Source organism: Microbacterium sp. Y-01, assembly GCF_003856715.1.
Lineage (GTDB): Bacteria > Actinomycetota > Actinomycetes > Actinomycetales > Microbacteriaceae > Microbacterium > Microbacterium algeriense.
In genome coordinates this window covers 2,264,303-2,280,729 of record NZ_CP024170.1, presented here as the reverse complement: position 1 = coordinate 2,280,729, position 16,427 = coordinate 2,264,303, and the positions used below count along the sequence as shown (strand labels likewise).

Annotated in this window: 15 protein-coding genes; 14 read left to right on the top strand and 1 reads right to left on the bottom strand. The window is 69.8% G+C overall.

All coding sequences use genetic code 11. The annotated features are described in order from the left end of the window. Positions 1-8: 8 nt before the first annotated feature. On the bottom strand, positions 9-1,097 hold the full coding sequence (locus tag CSX12_RS10795) for a polyprenyl synthetase family protein (RefSeq protein ID WP_206427069.1): 1,089 nt from the start codon (positions 1,095-1,097) through the stop codon (positions 9-11). Between the two features lie 97 nt (positions 1,098-1,194). On the opposite strand from CSX12_RS10795, the gene CSX12_RS10790 reads away from it, so the two are divergent. The 14 genes from CSX12_RS10790 to CSX12_RS10725 all read left to right on the top strand — a co-directional run bounded on the left by CSX12_RS10790 (position 1,195) and on the right by CSX12_RS10725 (position 16,399). Next, complete coding sequence (locus CSX12_RS10790; RefSeq protein WP_124895763.1) at positions 1,195-1,569, top strand: DUF3040 domain-containing protein; 375 nt, start codon at positions 1,195-1,197, stop codon at positions 1,567-1,569. A gap of 271 nt (positions 1,570-1,840) precedes the next feature. Continuing rightward, a complete protein-coding gene (gene mraZ, locus CSX12_RS10785) occupies positions 1,841-2,272 on the top strand; it encodes a division/cell wall cluster transcriptional repressor MraZ (protein WP_017202852.1) in 432 nt (143 codons plus the stop codon). Between the two features lie 102 nt (positions 2,273-2,374). After that, entirely contained in the window at positions 2,375-3,313 is a 939-nt protein-coding gene (rsmH, locus tag CSX12_RS10780; RefSeq protein WP_124895762.1) for a 16S rRNA (cytosine(1402)-N(4))-methyltransferase RsmH, read from the top strand. Then, positions 3,310-3,870, top strand: coding sequence for a hypothetical protein (locus tag CSX12_RS10775; protein ID WP_124895761.1), 561 nt, complete (start codon positions 3,310-3,312; stop codon positions 3,868-3,870). Before rsmH ends, CSX12_RS10775 begins: the two co-directional genes overlap by 4 nt. 26 nt (positions 3,871-3,896) lie before the next feature. Continuing rightward, the gene (locus CSX12_RS10770) at positions 3,897-5,666 is read left to right on the top strand and encodes a penicillin-binding protein 2 (protein WP_124895760.1); all 1,770 of its coding nucleotides are present in this window, start codon (positions 3,897-3,899) and stop codon (positions 5,664-5,666) included. Positions 5,667-5,693: 27 nt separating this feature from the next. Beyond that, positions 5,694-7,106 carry a UDP-N-acetylmuramoyl-tripeptide--D-alanyl-D-alanine ligase gene (murF, locus tag CSX12_RS10765; RefSeq protein ID WP_124895759.1) on the top strand — a complete coding sequence of 471 codons (1,413 nt, stop codon included), beginning with the start codon at positions 5,694-5,696 and terminating at the stop codon, positions 7,104-7,106. Next, on the top strand, positions 7,103-8,209 hold the full coding sequence (gene mraY / locus CSX12_RS10760) for a phospho-N-acetylmuramoyl-pentapeptide-transferase (protein ID WP_124895758.1): 1,107 nt from the start codon (positions 7,103-7,105) through the stop codon (positions 8,207-8,209). The genes murF and mraY overlap by 4 nt, the downstream gene beginning before the upstream one ends. Further along, positions 8,199-9,734 (top strand): UDP-N-acetylmuramoyl-L-alanine--D-glutamate ligase, encoded by a 1,536-nt coding sequence (gene murD, locus CSX12_RS10755; RefSeq protein ID WP_124895757.1) that lies wholly within the window; start codon positions 8,199-8,201, stop codon positions 9,732-9,734. The genes mraY and murD overlap by 11 nt, the downstream gene beginning before the upstream one ends. Then, positions 9,703-10,908, top strand: coding sequence for a putative lipid II flippase FtsW (gene ftsW, locus CSX12_RS10750; protein ID WP_124895756.1), 1,206 nt, complete (start codon positions 9,703-9,705; stop codon positions 10,906-10,908). Before murD ends, ftsW begins: the two co-directional genes overlap by 32 nt. After that, on the top strand, positions 10,905-11,981 hold the full coding sequence (locus tag CSX12_RS10745) for a UDP-N-acetylglucosamine--N-acetylmuramyl-(pentapeptide) pyrophosphoryl-undecaprenol N-acetylglucosamine transferase (RefSeq protein ID WP_017202844.1): 1,077 nt from the start codon (positions 10,905-10,907) through the stop codon (positions 11,979-11,981). The genes ftsW and CSX12_RS10745 overlap by 4 nt, the downstream gene beginning before the upstream one ends. Before the next feature lie 41 nt (positions 11,982-12,022). After that, on the top strand, positions 12,023-13,423 hold the full coding sequence (gene murC / locus CSX12_RS10740) for a UDP-N-acetylmuramate--L-alanine ligase (protein WP_124895755.1): 1,401 nt from the start codon (positions 12,023-12,025) through the stop codon (positions 13,421-13,423). A 3-nt stretch (positions 13,424-13,426) separates the two neighbouring features. After that, a complete protein-coding gene (locus CSX12_RS10735) occupies positions 13,427-14,377 on the top strand; it encodes an FtsQ-type POTRA domain-containing protein (protein WP_124895754.1) in 951 nt (316 codons plus the stop codon). Positions 14,378-14,540: 163 nt separating this feature from the next. Next, a complete protein-coding gene (ftsZ, locus tag CSX12_RS10730; protein ID WP_017202841.1) occupies positions 14,541-15,692 on the top strand; it encodes a cell division protein FtsZ in 1,152 nt (383 codons plus the stop codon). Then, positions 15,689-16,399 carry a YggS family pyridoxal phosphate-dependent enzyme gene (locus CSX12_RS10725; protein ID WP_124895753.1) on the top strand — a complete coding sequence of 237 codons (711 nt, stop codon included), beginning with the start codon at positions 15,689-15,691 and terminating at the stop codon, positions 16,397-16,399. Before ftsZ ends, CSX12_RS10725 begins: the two co-directional genes overlap by 4 nt. Positions 16,400-16,427 lie beyond the last annotated feature (28 nt).

The following is a 16,427-nucleotide window of genomic DNA, read 5'->3' as shown; positions in this document are numbered from 1 at the left end:
CTCGGCCGTCAGGCGGAGCGCACCGTCGCTGCGCGCGCGAGCTCGCGCAGCTCTCCGACCGCGGCGTTGTCGAGACGGGCGCCCGTCAGGGCGCGGTCGGCCTCCCGTGCGTACTCGGCGATCAGGGACTCCACGCGATCGAGGGCGCCGGAGTCGGTGATGGTGGCCTGAAGGAACGACACCTGCTGCGGCGTGAGGTCCGGATCTCCGAGCATCTCGTCCAGGAGGTTGCGCGCCGAGGGGTCGAGGCTCTGCCTGGTGAGGGCGATCAGGACCGTGCGCTTGCCCTCGCGGAGGTCGTCACCCGCGGGCTTGCCGGTCACCGCCGCGTCGCCGAACACGCCGAGCACGTCATCCCGGAGCTGGAACGCCATGCCGATCGGATGCCCGAAGCGCCGCAGCGCCGACAGCTGATCGTCGTCCGCGCCGCTCAGCGAGCCGCCCAGGATCAGCGGCTGCTCGATGCTGTACCGCGCGGATTTGAGGGAGGCGACGCGCAGCGCCCGCTCGGCGTGGGACTGCCCGTCGTTGACGCTCCACGCGGATTCCTCGGCGATGTCGAGGAACTGGCCCGTCGTGACGTCCCGGCGCATCCGCGCGTATTCTGACCGCACGACCCGGGCGTGCGGGTGTCCGTCGAGCGCGGACTCCAGCAGGTCGTCGCTCCAGGCGACGAGCAGGTCGCCGAGGAGGACGGCCGCCGCGCGTCCGAAGGCCTCGGGGTCTCCGGACCAGCCGGCGGAGCGGTGGGATCCCTCCAGCGCCCGGTGCGCGGCGGGGCGACCGCGACGCGTGTCGGAGTTGTCGATCAGATCGTCGTGCACGAGGGCGGCGGACTGGAAGATCTCCAACGCGGTGCAGACGTCCCACAGCGCGTCGGTCTCGGTGGCCGTGCGATCCCGGAATCGGGCGACAGCGCGCCAGCCGGCATGGCAGAACCGGGCCCGGAGCCGCTTGCCTCCGTCGAGCGTGCCGGCCGCGGCCTCGAGGAAGGCGGCGGCATCCGCGCCGTACTCCTGGGATTCCTCGCGCATCCGTCCGAGGAAGCGGGTGAGGCGCGCCGCGACGGCGTCGGGGACGGGGGAGGAGGGCGACACGACTCCCAGCATACGTAAAGCAAGGGGACGCCGAACCGCTAGCCCCGAGCGCCCCTGCGCGCGTAGAATGGAAGGCACGATACCCGAGGGGGACGAAATGCCACTCTCCGAACAGGAGCAGCGTCTGCTCGACGAGATGGAACGCCATCTCCTTCACAATGATGCCGACGTCGTCAGCGCGCCGTCCGGTGATCGCGCATTGAGCTACCGAAACCTCGTCTACGGGGCGCTCCTGCTGCTCGCCGGCGTCGGCGGCCTCGTGGCGGGGGTCATCCTCGGTGGCGTGTGGGGCATCGTCGTCGGTGTCATCGGCTTCGCCGCGATGCTCGCCGGGGTGATGGTCGCCGTCACCCCCGTGCGTCGGTCCAAGCCCGCCGCACCCCGCGAGCGCTCCGCGGCGAAGAAGCACGAGTCCGCATCCTTCATGGATCGCATGAACGACCGATGGGACCGCCGCCAGGACGGGCACTGACCCGCCACACGCTTTCACGACCGAAGCCCGGATGCTGAGCATCCGGGCTTCTTTCCGTTAACCCCGTTCCGCCGCGCTCGTCGTGCCCCACGGGCCTCCACCTGCCCTCCACTGGCCCTCCACCTTCCTCCACCGCGGAATTCCGCGGGTCAATGCGGCTTGATCCGGTGAAGAGAGCCAGATCCGTCAGATTCGTCGTAGGAATGTGGAGGAAAGTGGAGTAAAGTGGGGCGCACCTCGAGTTGGCCGGACGCAGAGGGGGTGGTGGCCGATGTTGCTGGGTACGCACTCACCGAAGCTGGACGACAAAGGACGGGTCATCCTTCCTGCGAAGTTCCGCGAGGACCTCGGCGGCGGCATCGTCGTCACCCGAGGTCAGGAGCGCTGCCTCTACGTCTTCAGCACGGCCGAGTTCGAGGCGATGCACGAGCGGATCCGTCAGGCTCCGCTCGCGAACAAGCAGGCGCGTGACTTCATGCGTCTGTTCCTCTCCGGTGCGAGTGCGGAGATGCCCGACAGTCAGAACCGCATCACCATCCCCGCTCACCTGCGTCAGTACGCCGGTCTGCAGAAGGAGCTCATCGTCACCGGAGTCGGCGCCCATGCCGAGATCTGGGATGCCGAGAGCTGGAACGCCTACCTCGCCGCCGGCGAGGAGACCTACTCCGAGCTCGAGCAGGAGGTGATTCCGGGACTCTTCTGACCGTGGCTGTGATGCCCCGCCGCTCCCGCCCCGACACACTTCCCCGGTGCCGGGTCGCGAAGCGGAGGGGGATCAGAGCCCACGGTCACCCCGAGAAAGATCATGAACCTCCGCGACATCCACACCCCCGTCCTGCTCGACCGCTGCGTCGAGCTGCTCGCTCCCGCCCTGCAGGCGGACGGAGCCGTGCTCGTCGATGCCACCCTCGGCATGGGAGGCCACTCGGAGGCCCTTCTCGAGCGCTTTCCGAACATCCGGCTGATCGGCCTCGACCGTGACACCGACGCGCTGCGCATCGCGGGGGAGCGGCTCGCCCGCTTCCGCGATCGCATCACCCTCGTCCACGCCGTGTACGACGAGATCGGCCTGCACGCGCAGGGCGCGGCCGGCATCCTCTTCGACCTCGGCGTCTCGTCTCTCCAGCTCGACGAGGCGGACCGAGGATTCGCTTACTCCAAGGACGCTCCGCTCGACATGCGGATGGACCAGACGAAGGGCATCACCGCCGCCGACGTGGTCGCCACGTACAGCGAGGGCAACCTGCGACGCATCTTCGAGCGCTACGGCGAGGAGAAGCTCGCCGGCCGCTACGCGCGCTTCATCATCGAGGCGCGGCAGAAGCAGCCGATCACCCGCTCCGGCGAGCTGGTCGAGATCCTCATCGCCGCGACGCCCGCTGCCGCCCAGCGCGCCGGCCACCCCGCCAAGCGCGTGTTCCAGGCGCTGCGCATCGAGGTGAACGCCGAACTCAACGTTCTCGCCGATGCCATCCCCTCGGCGATGGACGCGCTCGGCGTCGGCGGTCGCATCGTCGTGATGTCGTACCAGTCGCTGGAGGACCGTCTGGTCAAGCAGGCGTTCGCCGCCGCTGCGGCCTCCACTGCTCCGGCCGGCCTCCCGGTCGAGCTCCCCGAACACGCCCCGCGGTTCCGCATCCTCACCAAGGGAGCGGAACTGGCCGATGACGACGAACGCGCACGGAACCCCCGTGCGATCCCGGTGCGACTGCGCGCCGCCGAGAAACTGCGGGAGAGCGCATGAGCCTGAATGCCGTCGTCCGCAAGCCGGCGCAGCCGGTCGCCCCCGCGCGCGAGCCCGAGCGGAGGCTGCGACCCGTCGAGCGTCCGTCGACACGGCGCAAGCCGAAGCTCGCCTACGCCCTGGTGGCGCTCGGCGGAGCGCTGGCCATCGGGGCCGCGCAGGTCGCCCTGTCGCTCGCCATCACGCAGGACTCGTTCACGCTCGCGGGGCTCTCCTCGCAGCAGCGTGACCTGAGCCTGCACACGCATGCGCTCCAGGAGGAGCTGACCGGCGTCAGCTCCCCGCAGGTGCTCGCGAGCAGCGCGGCGGGACTGGGCATGGTGGTCGCAGGCGCCCCGTCCTACCTGCGCCTCAGCGACGGCGCGGTGTTCGGCACCGGGGCCGGGGCCGACTGGACGTCGACGGTGAACCCCGACGGCGCCGGTGCGGTCAGCAACGCCCTGATCGTCGATCCGCCGCCGCCCGCCGACACCACCGATGACGGCACGACGCCGCCCCCGACGCAGGAGCTCCCGCCGGCCATCACCGACGGACTCCCGAGCCCGACCACGCACTGACCGCTTACCACCGACGGAGAGATCCCATGACGACACGAGCCACCCGCGGACCGCGGCGACGCACCGTCGTCGCCCTCGCCGTCATCCTGTCCGTGCTGGTGGCCTTCGTGGTCCGCCTGGTGGACATCCAGGTCGTCAGCGCCGACGAGCACGTCTCGCAATCGCTCACGAAGATCGGAGCCGGAGACACGATCCCGGGACAGCGGGGAGCGATCGTCGACGCCGGTGGCTCGGTCCTCGCCTCCAGCGTGATGGTCTACGACGCGCAGCTGAGCCCGCTCGTGATCACCCAGCTCGAGGAGAAGGATCCGAAGCTGCCCTGGGCGGAGGCCTCCGACAAGATCGCGGCGATCACCGGGCAGACCGGCGAAGAGGTGCGCACCATGGTGGCCGACGCCCTCGCGGTCGACGCCAAGAGCCAGTACGTGCTGCTGAAGCGGTCGCTCAGCACGGATCAGTACATCGCGCTCAAGGAGCTGAAGCTCGCCTACCTGCACTTCGACTCCCGCGAGACCCGCGTGTACCCCAACGGCGCCGTCGCCGGCAACATCCTCGGCTTCCTGGACAGCTCCGGCTCGGCGCAGGCCGGCATCGAGCAGATGGGGCAGGAGTGCCTCGCGCCGACCGACGGCGAGGAGTCGTACCGCACCGGTGCCAACGGCGTCGTCATCCCCGGCAGTGAACGGACCGTCCCGGCCGTCAACGGCGGCTCCGTGCAGCTCACGATCAACAGCGACCTCAACTGGTACCTGCAGCAGATGATCGCCGAGGAGGCGCAGGCGCAGGGCGCGAAGGCCGGCACCGTCACCGTGGTCGAGGTGAAGACGGGGAAGATCCGCGCCGCCGCCGAGTGGCCCGCGCTCGACCCCAACGACCTCGATGCCTCGACGCCGGAGACCAGGGCCAGCCAGATCTTCCACCGCGACTTCGAGCCCGGCTCGACGTTCAAGGCCATCACCGCCGCCGCCGCGATCGAAGGGGCCGGGCTGACGCCGCTGAGCACCGTCAGCGCCGCCTCGCGCGAGACCTTCCCGAACGGCGCCGTCATCAACGACGCCTTCACCCACCCCGCGTACAACTACACCCTCGCCGGCGGCCTCATCGACTCGTCCAACGTCGCGCTGTCGAAGTTCGGCACGATGGTGAGCCCCGACGTCCGCTACGACTACCTGGAGCGCTTCGGCGTGGGGCAGAAGGTCCTGGACTTCCCGTCCGAGGTGAGCGGCATCCTGCACCCGGTCAAGGACTGGGACGCGCAGTCGCTCTACACGACGACCTTCGGCCAGTACTACACCGTCACCGCCGCGCAGCTCGCCGGCGCCTACCAGGCGATCGCGAACGGCGGCGAGAAGATCGACCTCTCCCTCGTCGAGTCGTGCACGGCCGCGGACGGCACCGTCGTCGACTCGGCCGCCCCGAAGCACGAGCGGATCATCAAGGAGCAGACCGCCGCCGAGCTCACACGCATGCTCGAGAACGTCGCGGTGCAGGGCGGCAACGCCGATCGGATCCAGGTCCCGGGCTACCGCGTGACCAGCAAGACCGGAACCGCTCAGGTGGCCGACGAGGTCAACGGCGGCTACAAGGCCGGCGTGTACTACACCAGCATGGTGGGCTTCGCTCCGGTCGACGATCCGCAGTACGTCGTCGTGGTCACCCTCGACGAGCCGACTAAGGTTGTATCGTCCGCGGCCACCGCACCCGCCTTCCAGAAGGCGATGACGCAGGTGATGAAAACGTATCGCGTGATGCCGTCCACTGTCCCGATGGACGAGCTCCTTCCCAAGTTCGGATAGACGGCGCGAGCCGCGCCTGGAGATGACATGATCGCCCTGACGCTCGCCCAGATCGCCGCCGCCGTCGGCGGTGATCTGCGTGTGGCCGGAGAAGACACGGCCGAGACCGTGGTCGACGGGATCGTCGACACCGACTCCCGCACCATGACCCCCGGCTCGATCTTCGTGGCGAAGCCCGGCGCCGAGACGGACGGCCACCGTTTCGTCGGCGCGGCCGTCGCGGCCGGCGCTGCCCTCGCGATCGTCGAGCACCCCGTGGACGTCGCCGTCAGCCAGATCGTCGTCCCCGACGCCGTCGCGGCTCTCGGCGCCCTCGCCAAGGAGGTCGTCGCCCGCGTGCGCGCCGGTGGCGAGCTGCGGATCGTGGGCATCACCGGGTCGAACGGCAAGACCACGACCAAGAACTTCCTCGCGCGCATCCTCGAAGGCGAGGGCGAGACCGTGGCTCCGATCAAGTCCTTCAACAACGAGGTCGGAGCACCCGTCACGATGCTCCGCGTGACCGAGCGCACCCGGTTCCTGGTGAGCGAGTTCGGCGCGGCCGCGCCGGGCAGCATCGCGCACCTCGCCGGTCTCGTCGAGCCGGACATCGCCGTTGTGCTGATGGTCGGCATGGCCCACGCCGGAGGCTTCGGCGGGATCGAGGCGACCGCGAAGGCGAAGGCCGAGCTCGTCGCGGCGGCGCGGGTTCCCGGCACCGCCGTGCTCAACGTCGACGACGCCCGGGTCGCCGCCATGCGGGAGCTGGCCGAGCAGCGCGGTCTGCGCGTGGTCGGCTTCGGCCAGGGCCCCAGCGCCGACGTGCGCGCGCACGACATCCAGGTCTCCGCGTCCGGCACCTCCTGCGTGATCGAGGTGGCGGGTGAGCGGCTGCCGCTGCGCCTGCGCGTCCTCGGCGCACACCACGTCTCGAACGCCCTGGCGGCGATCGCCTCGGCCTTCGTGCTCGGTGTCGCTCCCGCGGACGCGATCGCCCTGCTCGAGACGGTCGAGATCGCGGAGCGGTGGCGCATGCAGCCGTTGGGCAACGACCGGGTCCGGATCATCAACGACGCCTACAACGCCAGCCCCGACTCGATGGCGGCCGCTCTGCGCACGCTCGCGCAGATCACCGGGCCGGACGAGCGTACCGTCGCCGTCCTCGGCGCCATGAACGAGCTCGGCGAGAGCGCGGGCGAGGAGCACGACCGGATCGGCCTGCTCGCCGTCCGACTGAACATCCAGCGCATCGTGGTGGTCGGCCCCGAGGCGCGGCGGCTCTACCTGGCTGCGGTCGGGGAAGGCTCCTGGAACAGCGAGGCCGTGCATCTGCCGGACCAGGACGCGGCCTTCGAGTACCTGCGCACCGAGCTCCGCGACGGCGACCGCGTGCTCGTGAAGTCATCCAACTCCGTGGGCCTGCGGCATCTCGGCGATCGTCTGGGAGAATTGTTCTCGTGAGGTCACTCATCATGGCGGCGGCCATCTCGCTCGCCTTCACTCTCTTCCTGACCCCCGTCTTCCTCCGGCTCTTCCGGAAGTGGGGCTGGGGGCAGGTCATCCGCACCCCGGAGTCCGTCCACAACCCGAGCCATGAGGCGAAGCGCGGCACCCCGACCATGGGCGGCGTGATCTTCATCGTCGGCTCGATCGTCGGCTACTTCACCGGCGTCTTCGTCAGCGGTCAGGTGCCGGCGCTCTCGGCGATCCTCGTGATCTGGCTCATGGTCGGCTTCGGCGCCGTCGGCTTCATCGACGACTACATGAAGGTGCGCAGCCAGCGCAGCCTCGGACTGTCCGGCTGGCGCAAGATCATCGGCCAGCTGATCGTGGTGATCCCGTTCGGGATCGTCGCGCTGAACTTCCCGAACAAGTGGGGGCAGACGCCCGCGAGCGCCTCGATCTCGCTGTTCCGGGACATCACCTGGCTCAACCTCTTCGCGTTCGGCGTGATCCTCGGCTGGATCCTGTACCTGGCGTGGATCTCGATCATCGGCGTCGCGACGTCGAACAGCGTGAACCTCACCGACGGCCTGGACGGACTCGCCGCCGGCGCAGGCGTCCTCGTCGTCGGCGCCTACAGCCTCATCGCGTTCTGGCAGTTCAAGCAGCCGTGCATCGGCGGAGACACCGACAGCATCGGCGGCTGCTACGAGGTCCGCGACCCGTTCAACCTCGCGATCATCGCTGCCTCCTTCGCCGCCAGCCTCATCGGCTTCCTCTGGTGGAACGCGCCCAAGGCGAAGGTCTTCATGGGCGACGTGGGCTCGATGGCGATCGGCGGTGTGATCACGGCGATGGCGATCCTCACCCGCACCGAGCTCCTGCTTCTCGTCATCGCTGGTGTCTTCGTGCTGTCCTCCGGCTCCGTCATCCTGCAGCGCGCCTACTTCAAGATCACACGCGGCAAGCGTCTGTTCCTGATGAGCCCGTTCCACCACCACCTCGAGATGCGCGGCTGGTCCGAGGTCACGATCGTCGTGCGCATGTGGATCATCGCCGGCCTCCTCGCGGTGTCCGCCGTCGGACTCTTCTACGTGGAATGGCTGACCCGTGTCGGCTGAGCGCCTCGCCGGACTGACGAGCTGGAACGCGGACTGGCGCGGCCTGCGCGTCGCCGTGCTCGGGCTGTCGATGACCGGGTTCTCGGTGGCCGACACGCTGACCGAGCTCGGAGCCGACGTCCTCGTGCTGAGCGAATCGGCCGAGCAGGAGTACGAGCGGCTGCTGCCGGTGATCGGCGCACGACTCGAGCTCGGGTCCCTCGCCGAGGTGCCGGCTGTCCTGCAGGAGTTCGACCCCGAGGTGGTGATCGCGTCTCCGGGGTTCTCGCCCTCGCACCCGATCATCCGCTGGACGCAGGACTCCGGGATCGCGCTGTGGGGCGACGTGGAACTCGCCTGGCGCGTCCGCGACAAGGTCGTGCGGGCTGACGGGACACCGGCGGACTGGGTGCTCATCACCGGGACGAACGGCAAGACGACGACGACCCAGCTGACCGCCACCCTCCTCGTCGAGGGAGGACTGCGTGCAGCCCCGTGCGGCAACATCGGCGTCCCGGTGCTCGATGCCGTGCGCGACCCTGAGGGCTTCGACGTGCTCGTCGTCGAGCTGTCCAGCCATCAGCTCTGGTATCTCGGTCTGTCGCAGCCGGAAGGCGAGCTCTCCCCGTACTCGGCCGTGTGCCTGAACCTGGCCGACGACCACCTCGTCTGGCATGGGAGCGCGCAGGCGTACCGCGACGCGAAGGCACTGGTCTACCGGAACACCCGTGTCGCGTGCGTCTACAACAAGTCCGATGAGGCGACCAGGCGGATGGTCGAGGAGGCGGAGGTCGTCGAAGGCGCGCGCGCGATCGGCTTCGACCTCGGCATCCCCGGCCCGAGCGACATCGGCGTCGTCGAGGGACTGATCGTGGACCGCGCGTTCCTGGACGACCGCGCGCGGAGCGCTCTCGAGCTCACGACCGTCGCCGACCTCGACGCCGCGGGCCTCGCCGCCCCGCACATCGTGCAGAACATCCTCGCCGCCAGTGCCCTCGCCCGCTCGCTCGGCGTCGAGCCGGAGGCGATCCACACCGCGCTGCAGTCCTTCCACCTGGACGCGCACCGCATCGAGATCGTGGCCAGGCATGCCGGCATCACCTGGGTGGACGACTCCAAGGCCACGAACCCGCACGCCGCGGCCTCGTCGCTGCGCGCCTACCCCGGTGCGGTGTGGGTGGTCGGCGGCGACCTGAAGGGCGTCGACATCGCCGAGCTGGTCGCGGATGCCGGACGCACCGCGCGCGCCGCCGTCGTGATCGGCGTCGAACGCGCCGCCGTCGTGACGGCATTCCGGCGACACGCGCCCGCGGTGCCGGTGTTCGAGGTCGATGCTGGCGACACTGGACAGGTCATGAACCGTGTCGTGGAGATCGCGGCGGGGATCGTCGACGACGAGGGAACAGTTCTGCTGGCCCCGGCGGCGGCATCCTTCGATCAGTTCTCCAGCTACGCGGATCGGGGTCATCGCTTCGCCGAGGCGGTGCGGAACTGGATAGACCGGGGGAGCGCCGATGACGCAGGTGTCCCGCCCTCCGCGCTCTGAGTCCCGGGGCCTCGCGGCTCGGGTCTCGCTCGGGCGCCGGTTCACACCGGTGTCGACCGAGTTCCTGCTGATCGCGTCGACCGCCCTGCTGCTCACACTCTTCGGGCTCGTCATGGTGCTCTCCGCCACGAGCGCCACCGCCGTCGCCCGCGGCGAGAACCCCATGGACGGTGCGCTGCGCCAGGGCGTGTTCGCCCTGCTCGGCATCCCGCTGATGTTCCTGATCAGCCGCATGCCGGTCGCCTTCCTCAAGAAGATGGCCTGGCCCGCCCTGTTCGGAGCCGTCGCGCTGCAGCTGCTCGTGTTCACCCCGCTCGGCATCGAGGACGGCGGCAACCGGAACTGGATCAAGGTCGCCGGCTTCACCCTCCAGCCCTCCGAGTTCCTCAAGCTCGCCCTCGCCCTGTGGATCGCCGCTGTGCTGCTGCGCAAGCAGGCCATGCTCGGCACCTGGCACCACGTCTTCATCCCCGTCGTGCCGGTCGGCGCGCTCGCGATCGGCACCGTCCTCGCCGGAAAGGACCTCGGCACCGCGATGGTGCTGGTGCTCATCCTGCTCGGCTGCCTCTTCTTCTCCGGCGTCAAGCTGCGGCTGTTCATCCTGCCGCTCATCCTCGGCGTCATCGCGGTGCTGGGCTACGCGCTGTCCAGCGAGGACCGGATGCGACGCATCACCGCGACGTGCGACAACATGGCGCTGTACGACACCGACTGCTATCAGTCGATCCACGGCATCTGGGGCATGGCTTCCGGCGGAATCTTCGGGCTCGGGCTCGGGAACTCGCAGGAGAAGTACGGGTGGCTCCCCGCAGCGGGCAACGACTTCATCTTCGCGATCGTCGGCGAAGAGCTCGGTCTGATCGGGTGCATCGTGGTGCTCGCCCTCTTCACCTTCTTCACGGTCGGAGCGTTCCACGTCATCCGGAAGACCCCGGACCCCTTCATCCGCGTCGCCGCCGGCGGCATCACCGTGTGGATCGTCGGCCAAGCGGTCATGAACATCGGTGTCGTCATCGGCGTCTTCCCGGTGATGGGTGTTCCGCTCCCGTTCATGTCCCAGGGGGGGACGGCACTGCTCGCCGTGCTCATCGCGTGCGGCGTCCTCCTGGCGTTCGCACGGACGATCCCCGTCACCGAGAAGCAGTCAGCCGAGCGGGGTAGGGTCGCCAGGTGACCTCGTACCTCCTCGCCGGCGGTGGCACCGCCGGCCATGTGAACCCCCTGCTCGCCGTCGCGGATGCTCTTCGCGAACGCGACGCCGACGCGACCCTCCTCGTGCTCGGCACCGCGGAGGGGCTCGAGTCCCGTCTCGTCCCCGAGCGCGGCTACGAGCTGCTGATCGTCGACAAGGTGCCGTTCCCGCGACGGCCGAACCGCCAGGCCCTCGCCTTCCCCGCGCGATTCCGCCGCGCCGTCGCCCAGGTGCGAGAGCACATCCGGCGGCACGGGGTCGACGTGGTCGTCGGCTTCGGGGGCTATGCCTCGGCTCCCGCCTATGTGGCGGCACGTCGCGAGGGTGTGCCCTTCGTGGTGCACGAGGCCAATGCGAAGCCGGGACTGGCGAACGTGCTGGGCGCTCGGCGGGCGTCGGCCGTCGGCGTGGCATTCGCCGGCACCCCGCTCCGGTCCGGCGAGGTGGTCGGCATGCCGCTGCGTCGCGAGGTGATCGCGCTCGACCGTGCCGCATCGCGCGCCGAGGCCGCGGCGCACTTCGGTCTCGACGCCGAGCGTCCCGTGCTGCTCGTGTTCGGCGGCTCGCTGGGTGCTCAGCGACTCAACGACGCCTTCCGCGACTCCTGGCAGGACGTGCTCGCGGCCGGCTGGCAGCTCCTGCACGTGACGGGGGAGCGGAGCGATCTCGCCGACCCTGGCGTCGAGGGGTACACGATGCGCCGCTACGTCGACCGCATGGACCTGGCGTTCGCCCTCGCGAACCTGATCGTCTCGCGCTCCGGGGCCGCGACCGTGAGCGAGATCAGCGCTCTCGGCATCCCCGCCCTGTACGTGCCCTACTCCGTCGGCAACGGCGAGCAGCGTCTGAACGCCAGCTCGGCCGTCGCCGCCGGGGCGGCCGAACTGCTCGACGACGCGACCTTCGACGGCGACGCGGTGCGCCGCATCGTGGTCCCGCTCCTGGGCGACGACGAGCGGATCGCGCGGATGGCGGCGGCCGCGGAGAACGCCGGCACCCGCACCGGAACCGAGAACGTGATCGCGCTCATCGACCGCGCGCTCGTCACGGCCTGACGCGGTCGATCGAGACCGAAGAAAAGTAGACTGAAGCGGACATGATCAGACCCGACCTCTCCCTCCCCATCCCCGAGACGATCACCTCCGCGCACTTCATCGGCATCGGCGGTTCCGGCATGAGCGGACTCGCGAAGATGTTCCTCGACGCGGGGATCCGCGTCTCGGGCAGCGATCGCGCAGACAGCGACAACCTGCGTGCGCTGGCCGCCGCCGGAGCCACCGTGCACGTGGGACACGACGCCGCCCACCTCGGCGACGCCGACACCGTCGTGCACACGGGCGCGATCTGGCCGGAGAACCCGGAGTTCGTGACCGCGAAGGCCCGAGGCCTGCACGTGATCCACCGCTCCCAGGCACTGCACTGGCTGATCGGCTCGCGCCGTCTCGTCTCGGTCGCCGGTGCGCACGGAAAGACCACCTCGACGGGGATGATCGTCACGGCCCTGCGCGAGCTCGGCGCCGACCCGCACTTCGTCAACGGCGGTGTCATCGAACAGCTCGGCACGTCCAGCGGGACCGGCACGGGAGATCTCTTCGTCGTCGAGGCCGACGAGTCGGACGGCACGTTCCTGCTGTACGACACGGCAGTCGCGCTGATCACGAACGTCGACCCCGACCACCTCGACCACTACGGCTCGGACGAGGCGTTCCACGACGCGTTCGTGCGGTTCGCCGACGCCGCGACCGAGGCGGTGGTCATCTCCAGCGATGACGCCGGAGCGCTCCGCGTCGGCGCCGGGCTCTCGCACCCGAACGTGATCACGTTCGGTCAGGCCGAGGGTGCTGACCTGCGCGTCACCGACATCGTCACGACCGGACCGGTCGCCGCGACCCTCACCCACGGCGGGGAGCAGGTGCGCATGCAGCTCGCTGTGCCGGGCGTGCACAACGCGATCAACGCCGCAGGGGCCGTCGCCGTGCTGCGGGCGCTCGGCTACCCGCTGGTCGACGCCGTTCGGGCCGTCGAGGGCTTCGCCGGTACGGTCCGACGCCTCGAGCAGCACGGGATCGCACGCGGCGTGACGGTGTACGACGACTACTCGCACCACCCCACCGAGGTCCGCGCCGCGCTCGAGGCGATGCGCAGCATCGCCGGGACCGGACGGGTCATCGCGATCCAGCAGCCGCACACCTATTCGCGCACGCAGCACATGTACCAGGAGTTCGCCGACGTGCTCGAGGAGTTCGCGGACCACACCGTGATGCTCGATGTCTACGGCGCCAGGGAGGACCCGGTGCCCGGAGTCACGGGTGAGCTGGTGAGCGGCGCCTTCCGCGACCCCTCCCACGTGCACTACGTGCCGGACTGGCAGCAGGCGGCCGACTACACCGCAGAAGTCGCCAGAGACGGCGACTTCGTCGTGACCCTGGGCTGCGGCAACGTGTATCAGATCATCCCGCAGGTCCTCGAGTCGCTGCGTCGGACAGACGGGGCGTAGCCGATGCGCCGGCCCGCACCGCTTCCGTCGTCCCCGGAGGGCAGGGGGAAGCAGGATGCCGCGCAGGACACGAGGGCGCGCAGGGTGCGCGGCGACGTCGGGGATGCCGATGACGCCCCGCGGTCCGTCGCTTCACTCGCTGCGGATCCGTCGCTCGAGGGCACAGCCGCCGACGACGCCACCGACCAGGAGCCGCAGCCGACCTCCACGCGTGACGTCTGGCGTGCAGCGCGAGCGCGGCGCAAGGCGCTGCGTGCCGAGATCCGGCGCTTCACGCAGCGATCCCGTCGCCGGCGCATCATCTGGTCGAGCGCCATCGGCGCCATCGTCCTGCTGATCGGCGGCAGTGTCGCCGCGGCCTACAGCCCTCTCTTCGCGGTGCAGAAGATCACGGTGGCCGGAGCCAGCACGCTCGACCCGACCGCGATCGAGGCCGCCCTCGGGGACCAGCTCGGCACGCCGCTGGCCCTCGTCGACACCAGCAAGGTGAAGGCCGCACTGCTGGCGTTCCCCCTCATCGAGACCTACGCGCTCGAGGCGCGCCCGCCGCACGACCTCACGGTGCGCATCGTGGAGCGGACGCCGGTCGGGGTGATCCGCTCCGAGGCCGGGTACACGCTGGTCGATGCCGCCGGTGTCGCGCTCTCGACGACGGCCGACCAGCCGGCGGGACAGCCTCTCATCGATGTGCCGGGCGGGGTCGACTCCACCGCGTTCCGCACGGCTGGGCTGGTGGTGCGGTCGCTGCCCGCCGATGTCCGCGGAGCGCTGACGGGCGTCCGGGCGACCACGGCGGACGACGTCACTCTGACTCTCAACACGGGGATGACGGTGGTCTGGGGGAGCGCCGAGGAATCGGCGCTCAAGGCGGTGACCCTCTCCGCGACGATGATCGCGCACCCCGATGCGGGGTCGATCGACGTGACCTCCCCCGACGTTGCCGTCGTCGGCTGACGGCTTTCGCGGGGAATGGCGCGACACGCCCAGATGGTTGCGCGTCCGCGGGCGGGCGGCGCTTACCTTCGATCAAGAGAACGCAATACCGGGAAATACTTTACACCTCTAGTTGAGGTTTAAGGTTCACCCCCTTCCAGGCTCGAATAATCGGAGGCCGGCCATGAGCCAGAACCAGAACTACCTCGCCGTGATCAAGGTCGTCGGCGTCGGCGGTGGCGGCGTCAACGCCGTCAACCGCATGATCGATCTCGGTCTCCGTGGAGTCGAGTTCATCGCTGTCAACACCGACGCCCAGGCGCTGCTCATGAGCGACGCCGACGTCAAGCTCGACGTGGGCCGCGAGCTCACGCGCGGACTCGGAGCGGGGGCCGACCCCGAGGTGGGCCGTCGCGCTGCGGAGGACCACGCCGAGGAGATCGAGCAGGCCCTCACCGGCGCCGACATGGTCTTCGTGACCGCGGGCGAAGGCGGCGGAACGGGTACCGGTGGCGCACCCGTGGTCGCCCGCATCGCGAAGTCGATCGGCGCGCTCACGATCGGTGTCGTCACGAAGCCGTTCTCGTTCGAGGGACGTCGCCGCCAGAGCCAGGCCGAGGCGGGCGTCGCGAAGCTCAAAGAAGAGGTCGACACCCTCATCGTGGTGCCGAACGACCGTCTCCTCGAGATCAGCGACCGCGGCATCTCGATGATCGAGGCGTTCGCGACCGCCGACCAGGTGCTCCTCGCCGGTGTGCAGGGCATCACCGACCTCATCACCACGCCCGGTCTGATCAACCTCGACTTCGCGGACGTGAAGTCCGTCATGCAGGGGGCGGGCTCCGCGCTCATGGGCATCGGATCGGCGCGCGGCGCCGACCGTGCGATCAAGGCCGCCGAGCTGGCGGTCGAGTCGCCGCTGCTGGAAGCGTCGATCGAGGGCGCGCACGGCGTGCTGCTGTCGATCCAGGGTGGGTCGAACCTCGGCATCTTCGAGATCCACGACGCGGCCGACCTCGTCAAGGAGGCTGCGCACCCCGAGGCGAACATCATCTTCGGTACCGTCATCGACGACACGCTCGGCGATGAGGTGCGCGTCACGGTGATCGCGGCCGGCTTCGACGGCGGGGAGCCCTCCCTGCGCCTCGACCCGATGGTGGTCTCCCGTCCGTCCACCGCGAGCCTTCCCGAGGTCGCCCTCCCCGAGGAGTCCGAGCCCGCCGCGAAGAGCGCGCCGGCCGAGCCCGCGCAGCCCCAGCAGCAGCGTGTTCCGGCCACGAGCATCGAGCCGGCGTTCGCGGACGACGACATCGACATCCCCGAATTCCTGAAGTGACCTCACCGGTCGGCGTCCCGGCGCCATCGGACCTGGCCGCGCGGCTGTCGGCGATCGACGAACGGATCGCCGAAGCCGCGCGGGCCGCCGGTCGTTCACCGGCTGAGATCACGCGCATCGTCGTGACGAAGTTCCACCCGGCCTCCCTCGTGCGTGATCTCCATGCGCTCGGTGTGCGGGAGGTGGGGGAGAACCGTCAGCAGGAGCTCTCCGCCAAGGTCGACGAGCTCCGGGAACTCGACCTCCGCTGGCACTTCATCGGCCAGGGGCAGACCAACAAGGCCGGTGCGATCCGTCGCAGCGCCGACGTCGTGCACTCGGTAGACAGGGAGCGCTTCGCCGACGCGTTGCATCGTGCGGGTGCCGACGGCGACGACGTGCTGGACGTCCTGGTGCAGGTCAACCTCACCGAAGACCCCGCTCGTGGTGGCGTCGCCCCGTCCGAGGCCGCCGCCCTCGCCGAGCACGTGCTCGCCCTGCCCTCCCTGAGACTGCGCGGTGTCATGGCGGTCGCTCCTCTGGAGGAGGAGCCGGCCGCAGCCTTCGCGCGGCTCCGCGTCGTCTCGGAGAGCGTCCGCTCCCTCGAGCCGGATGCGACCTGGATCTCCGCCGGCATGACCGGCGACTTCGTCGAGGCGATCGCCATCGGCGCGACACACCTGCGGATCGGCTCCGCAATCACCGGCCCCCGGCCAGACCGGGGTTAACCTGTGAAAAGACCAGCCCGAAACGTTC

Bases quoted from the DNA above. Each gene is read 5' to 3' on its own strand.
- murC (WP_124895755.1), top strand. From the start codon at position 12,023: ATGATCAGACCCGACCTCTCCCTCCCCATCCCCGAGACGATCACCTCC.
- mraZ (WP_017202852.1), top strand. From the start codon at position 1,841: ATGTTGCTGGGTACGCACTCACCGAAGCTGGACGACAAAGGACGGGTC.
- CSX12_RS10770 (WP_124895760.1), top strand. From the start codon at position 3,897: ATGACGACACGAGCCACCCGCGGACCGCGGCGACGCACCGTCGTCGCC.
- murF (WP_124895759.1), top strand. From the start codon at position 5,694: ATGATCGCCCTGACGCTCGCCCAGATCGCCGCCGCCGTCGGCGGTGAT.
- rsmH (WP_124895762.1), top strand. From the start codon at position 2,375: ATGAACCTCCGCGACATCCACACCCCCGTCCTGCTCGACCGCTGCGTC.
- CSX12_RS10735 (WP_124895754.1), top strand. From the start codon at position 13,427: ATGCGCCGGCCCGCACCGCTTCCGTCGTCCCCGGAGGGCAGGGGGAAG.
- CSX12_RS10790 (WP_124895763.1), top strand. From the start codon at position 1,195: ATGCCACTCTCCGAACAGGAGCAGCGTCTGCTCGACGAGATGGAACGC.
- CSX12_RS10775 (WP_124895761.1), top strand. From the start codon at position 3,310: ATGAGCCTGAATGCCGTCGTCCGCAAGCCGGCGCAGCCGGTCGCCCCC.
- ftsZ (WP_017202841.1), top strand. From the start codon at position 14,541: ATGAGCCAGAACCAGAACTACCTCGCCGTGATCAAGGTCGTCGGCGTC.
- ftsW (WP_124895756.1), top strand. From the start codon at position 9,703: ATGACGCAGGTGTCCCGCCCTCCGCGCTCTGAGTCCCGGGGCCTCGCG.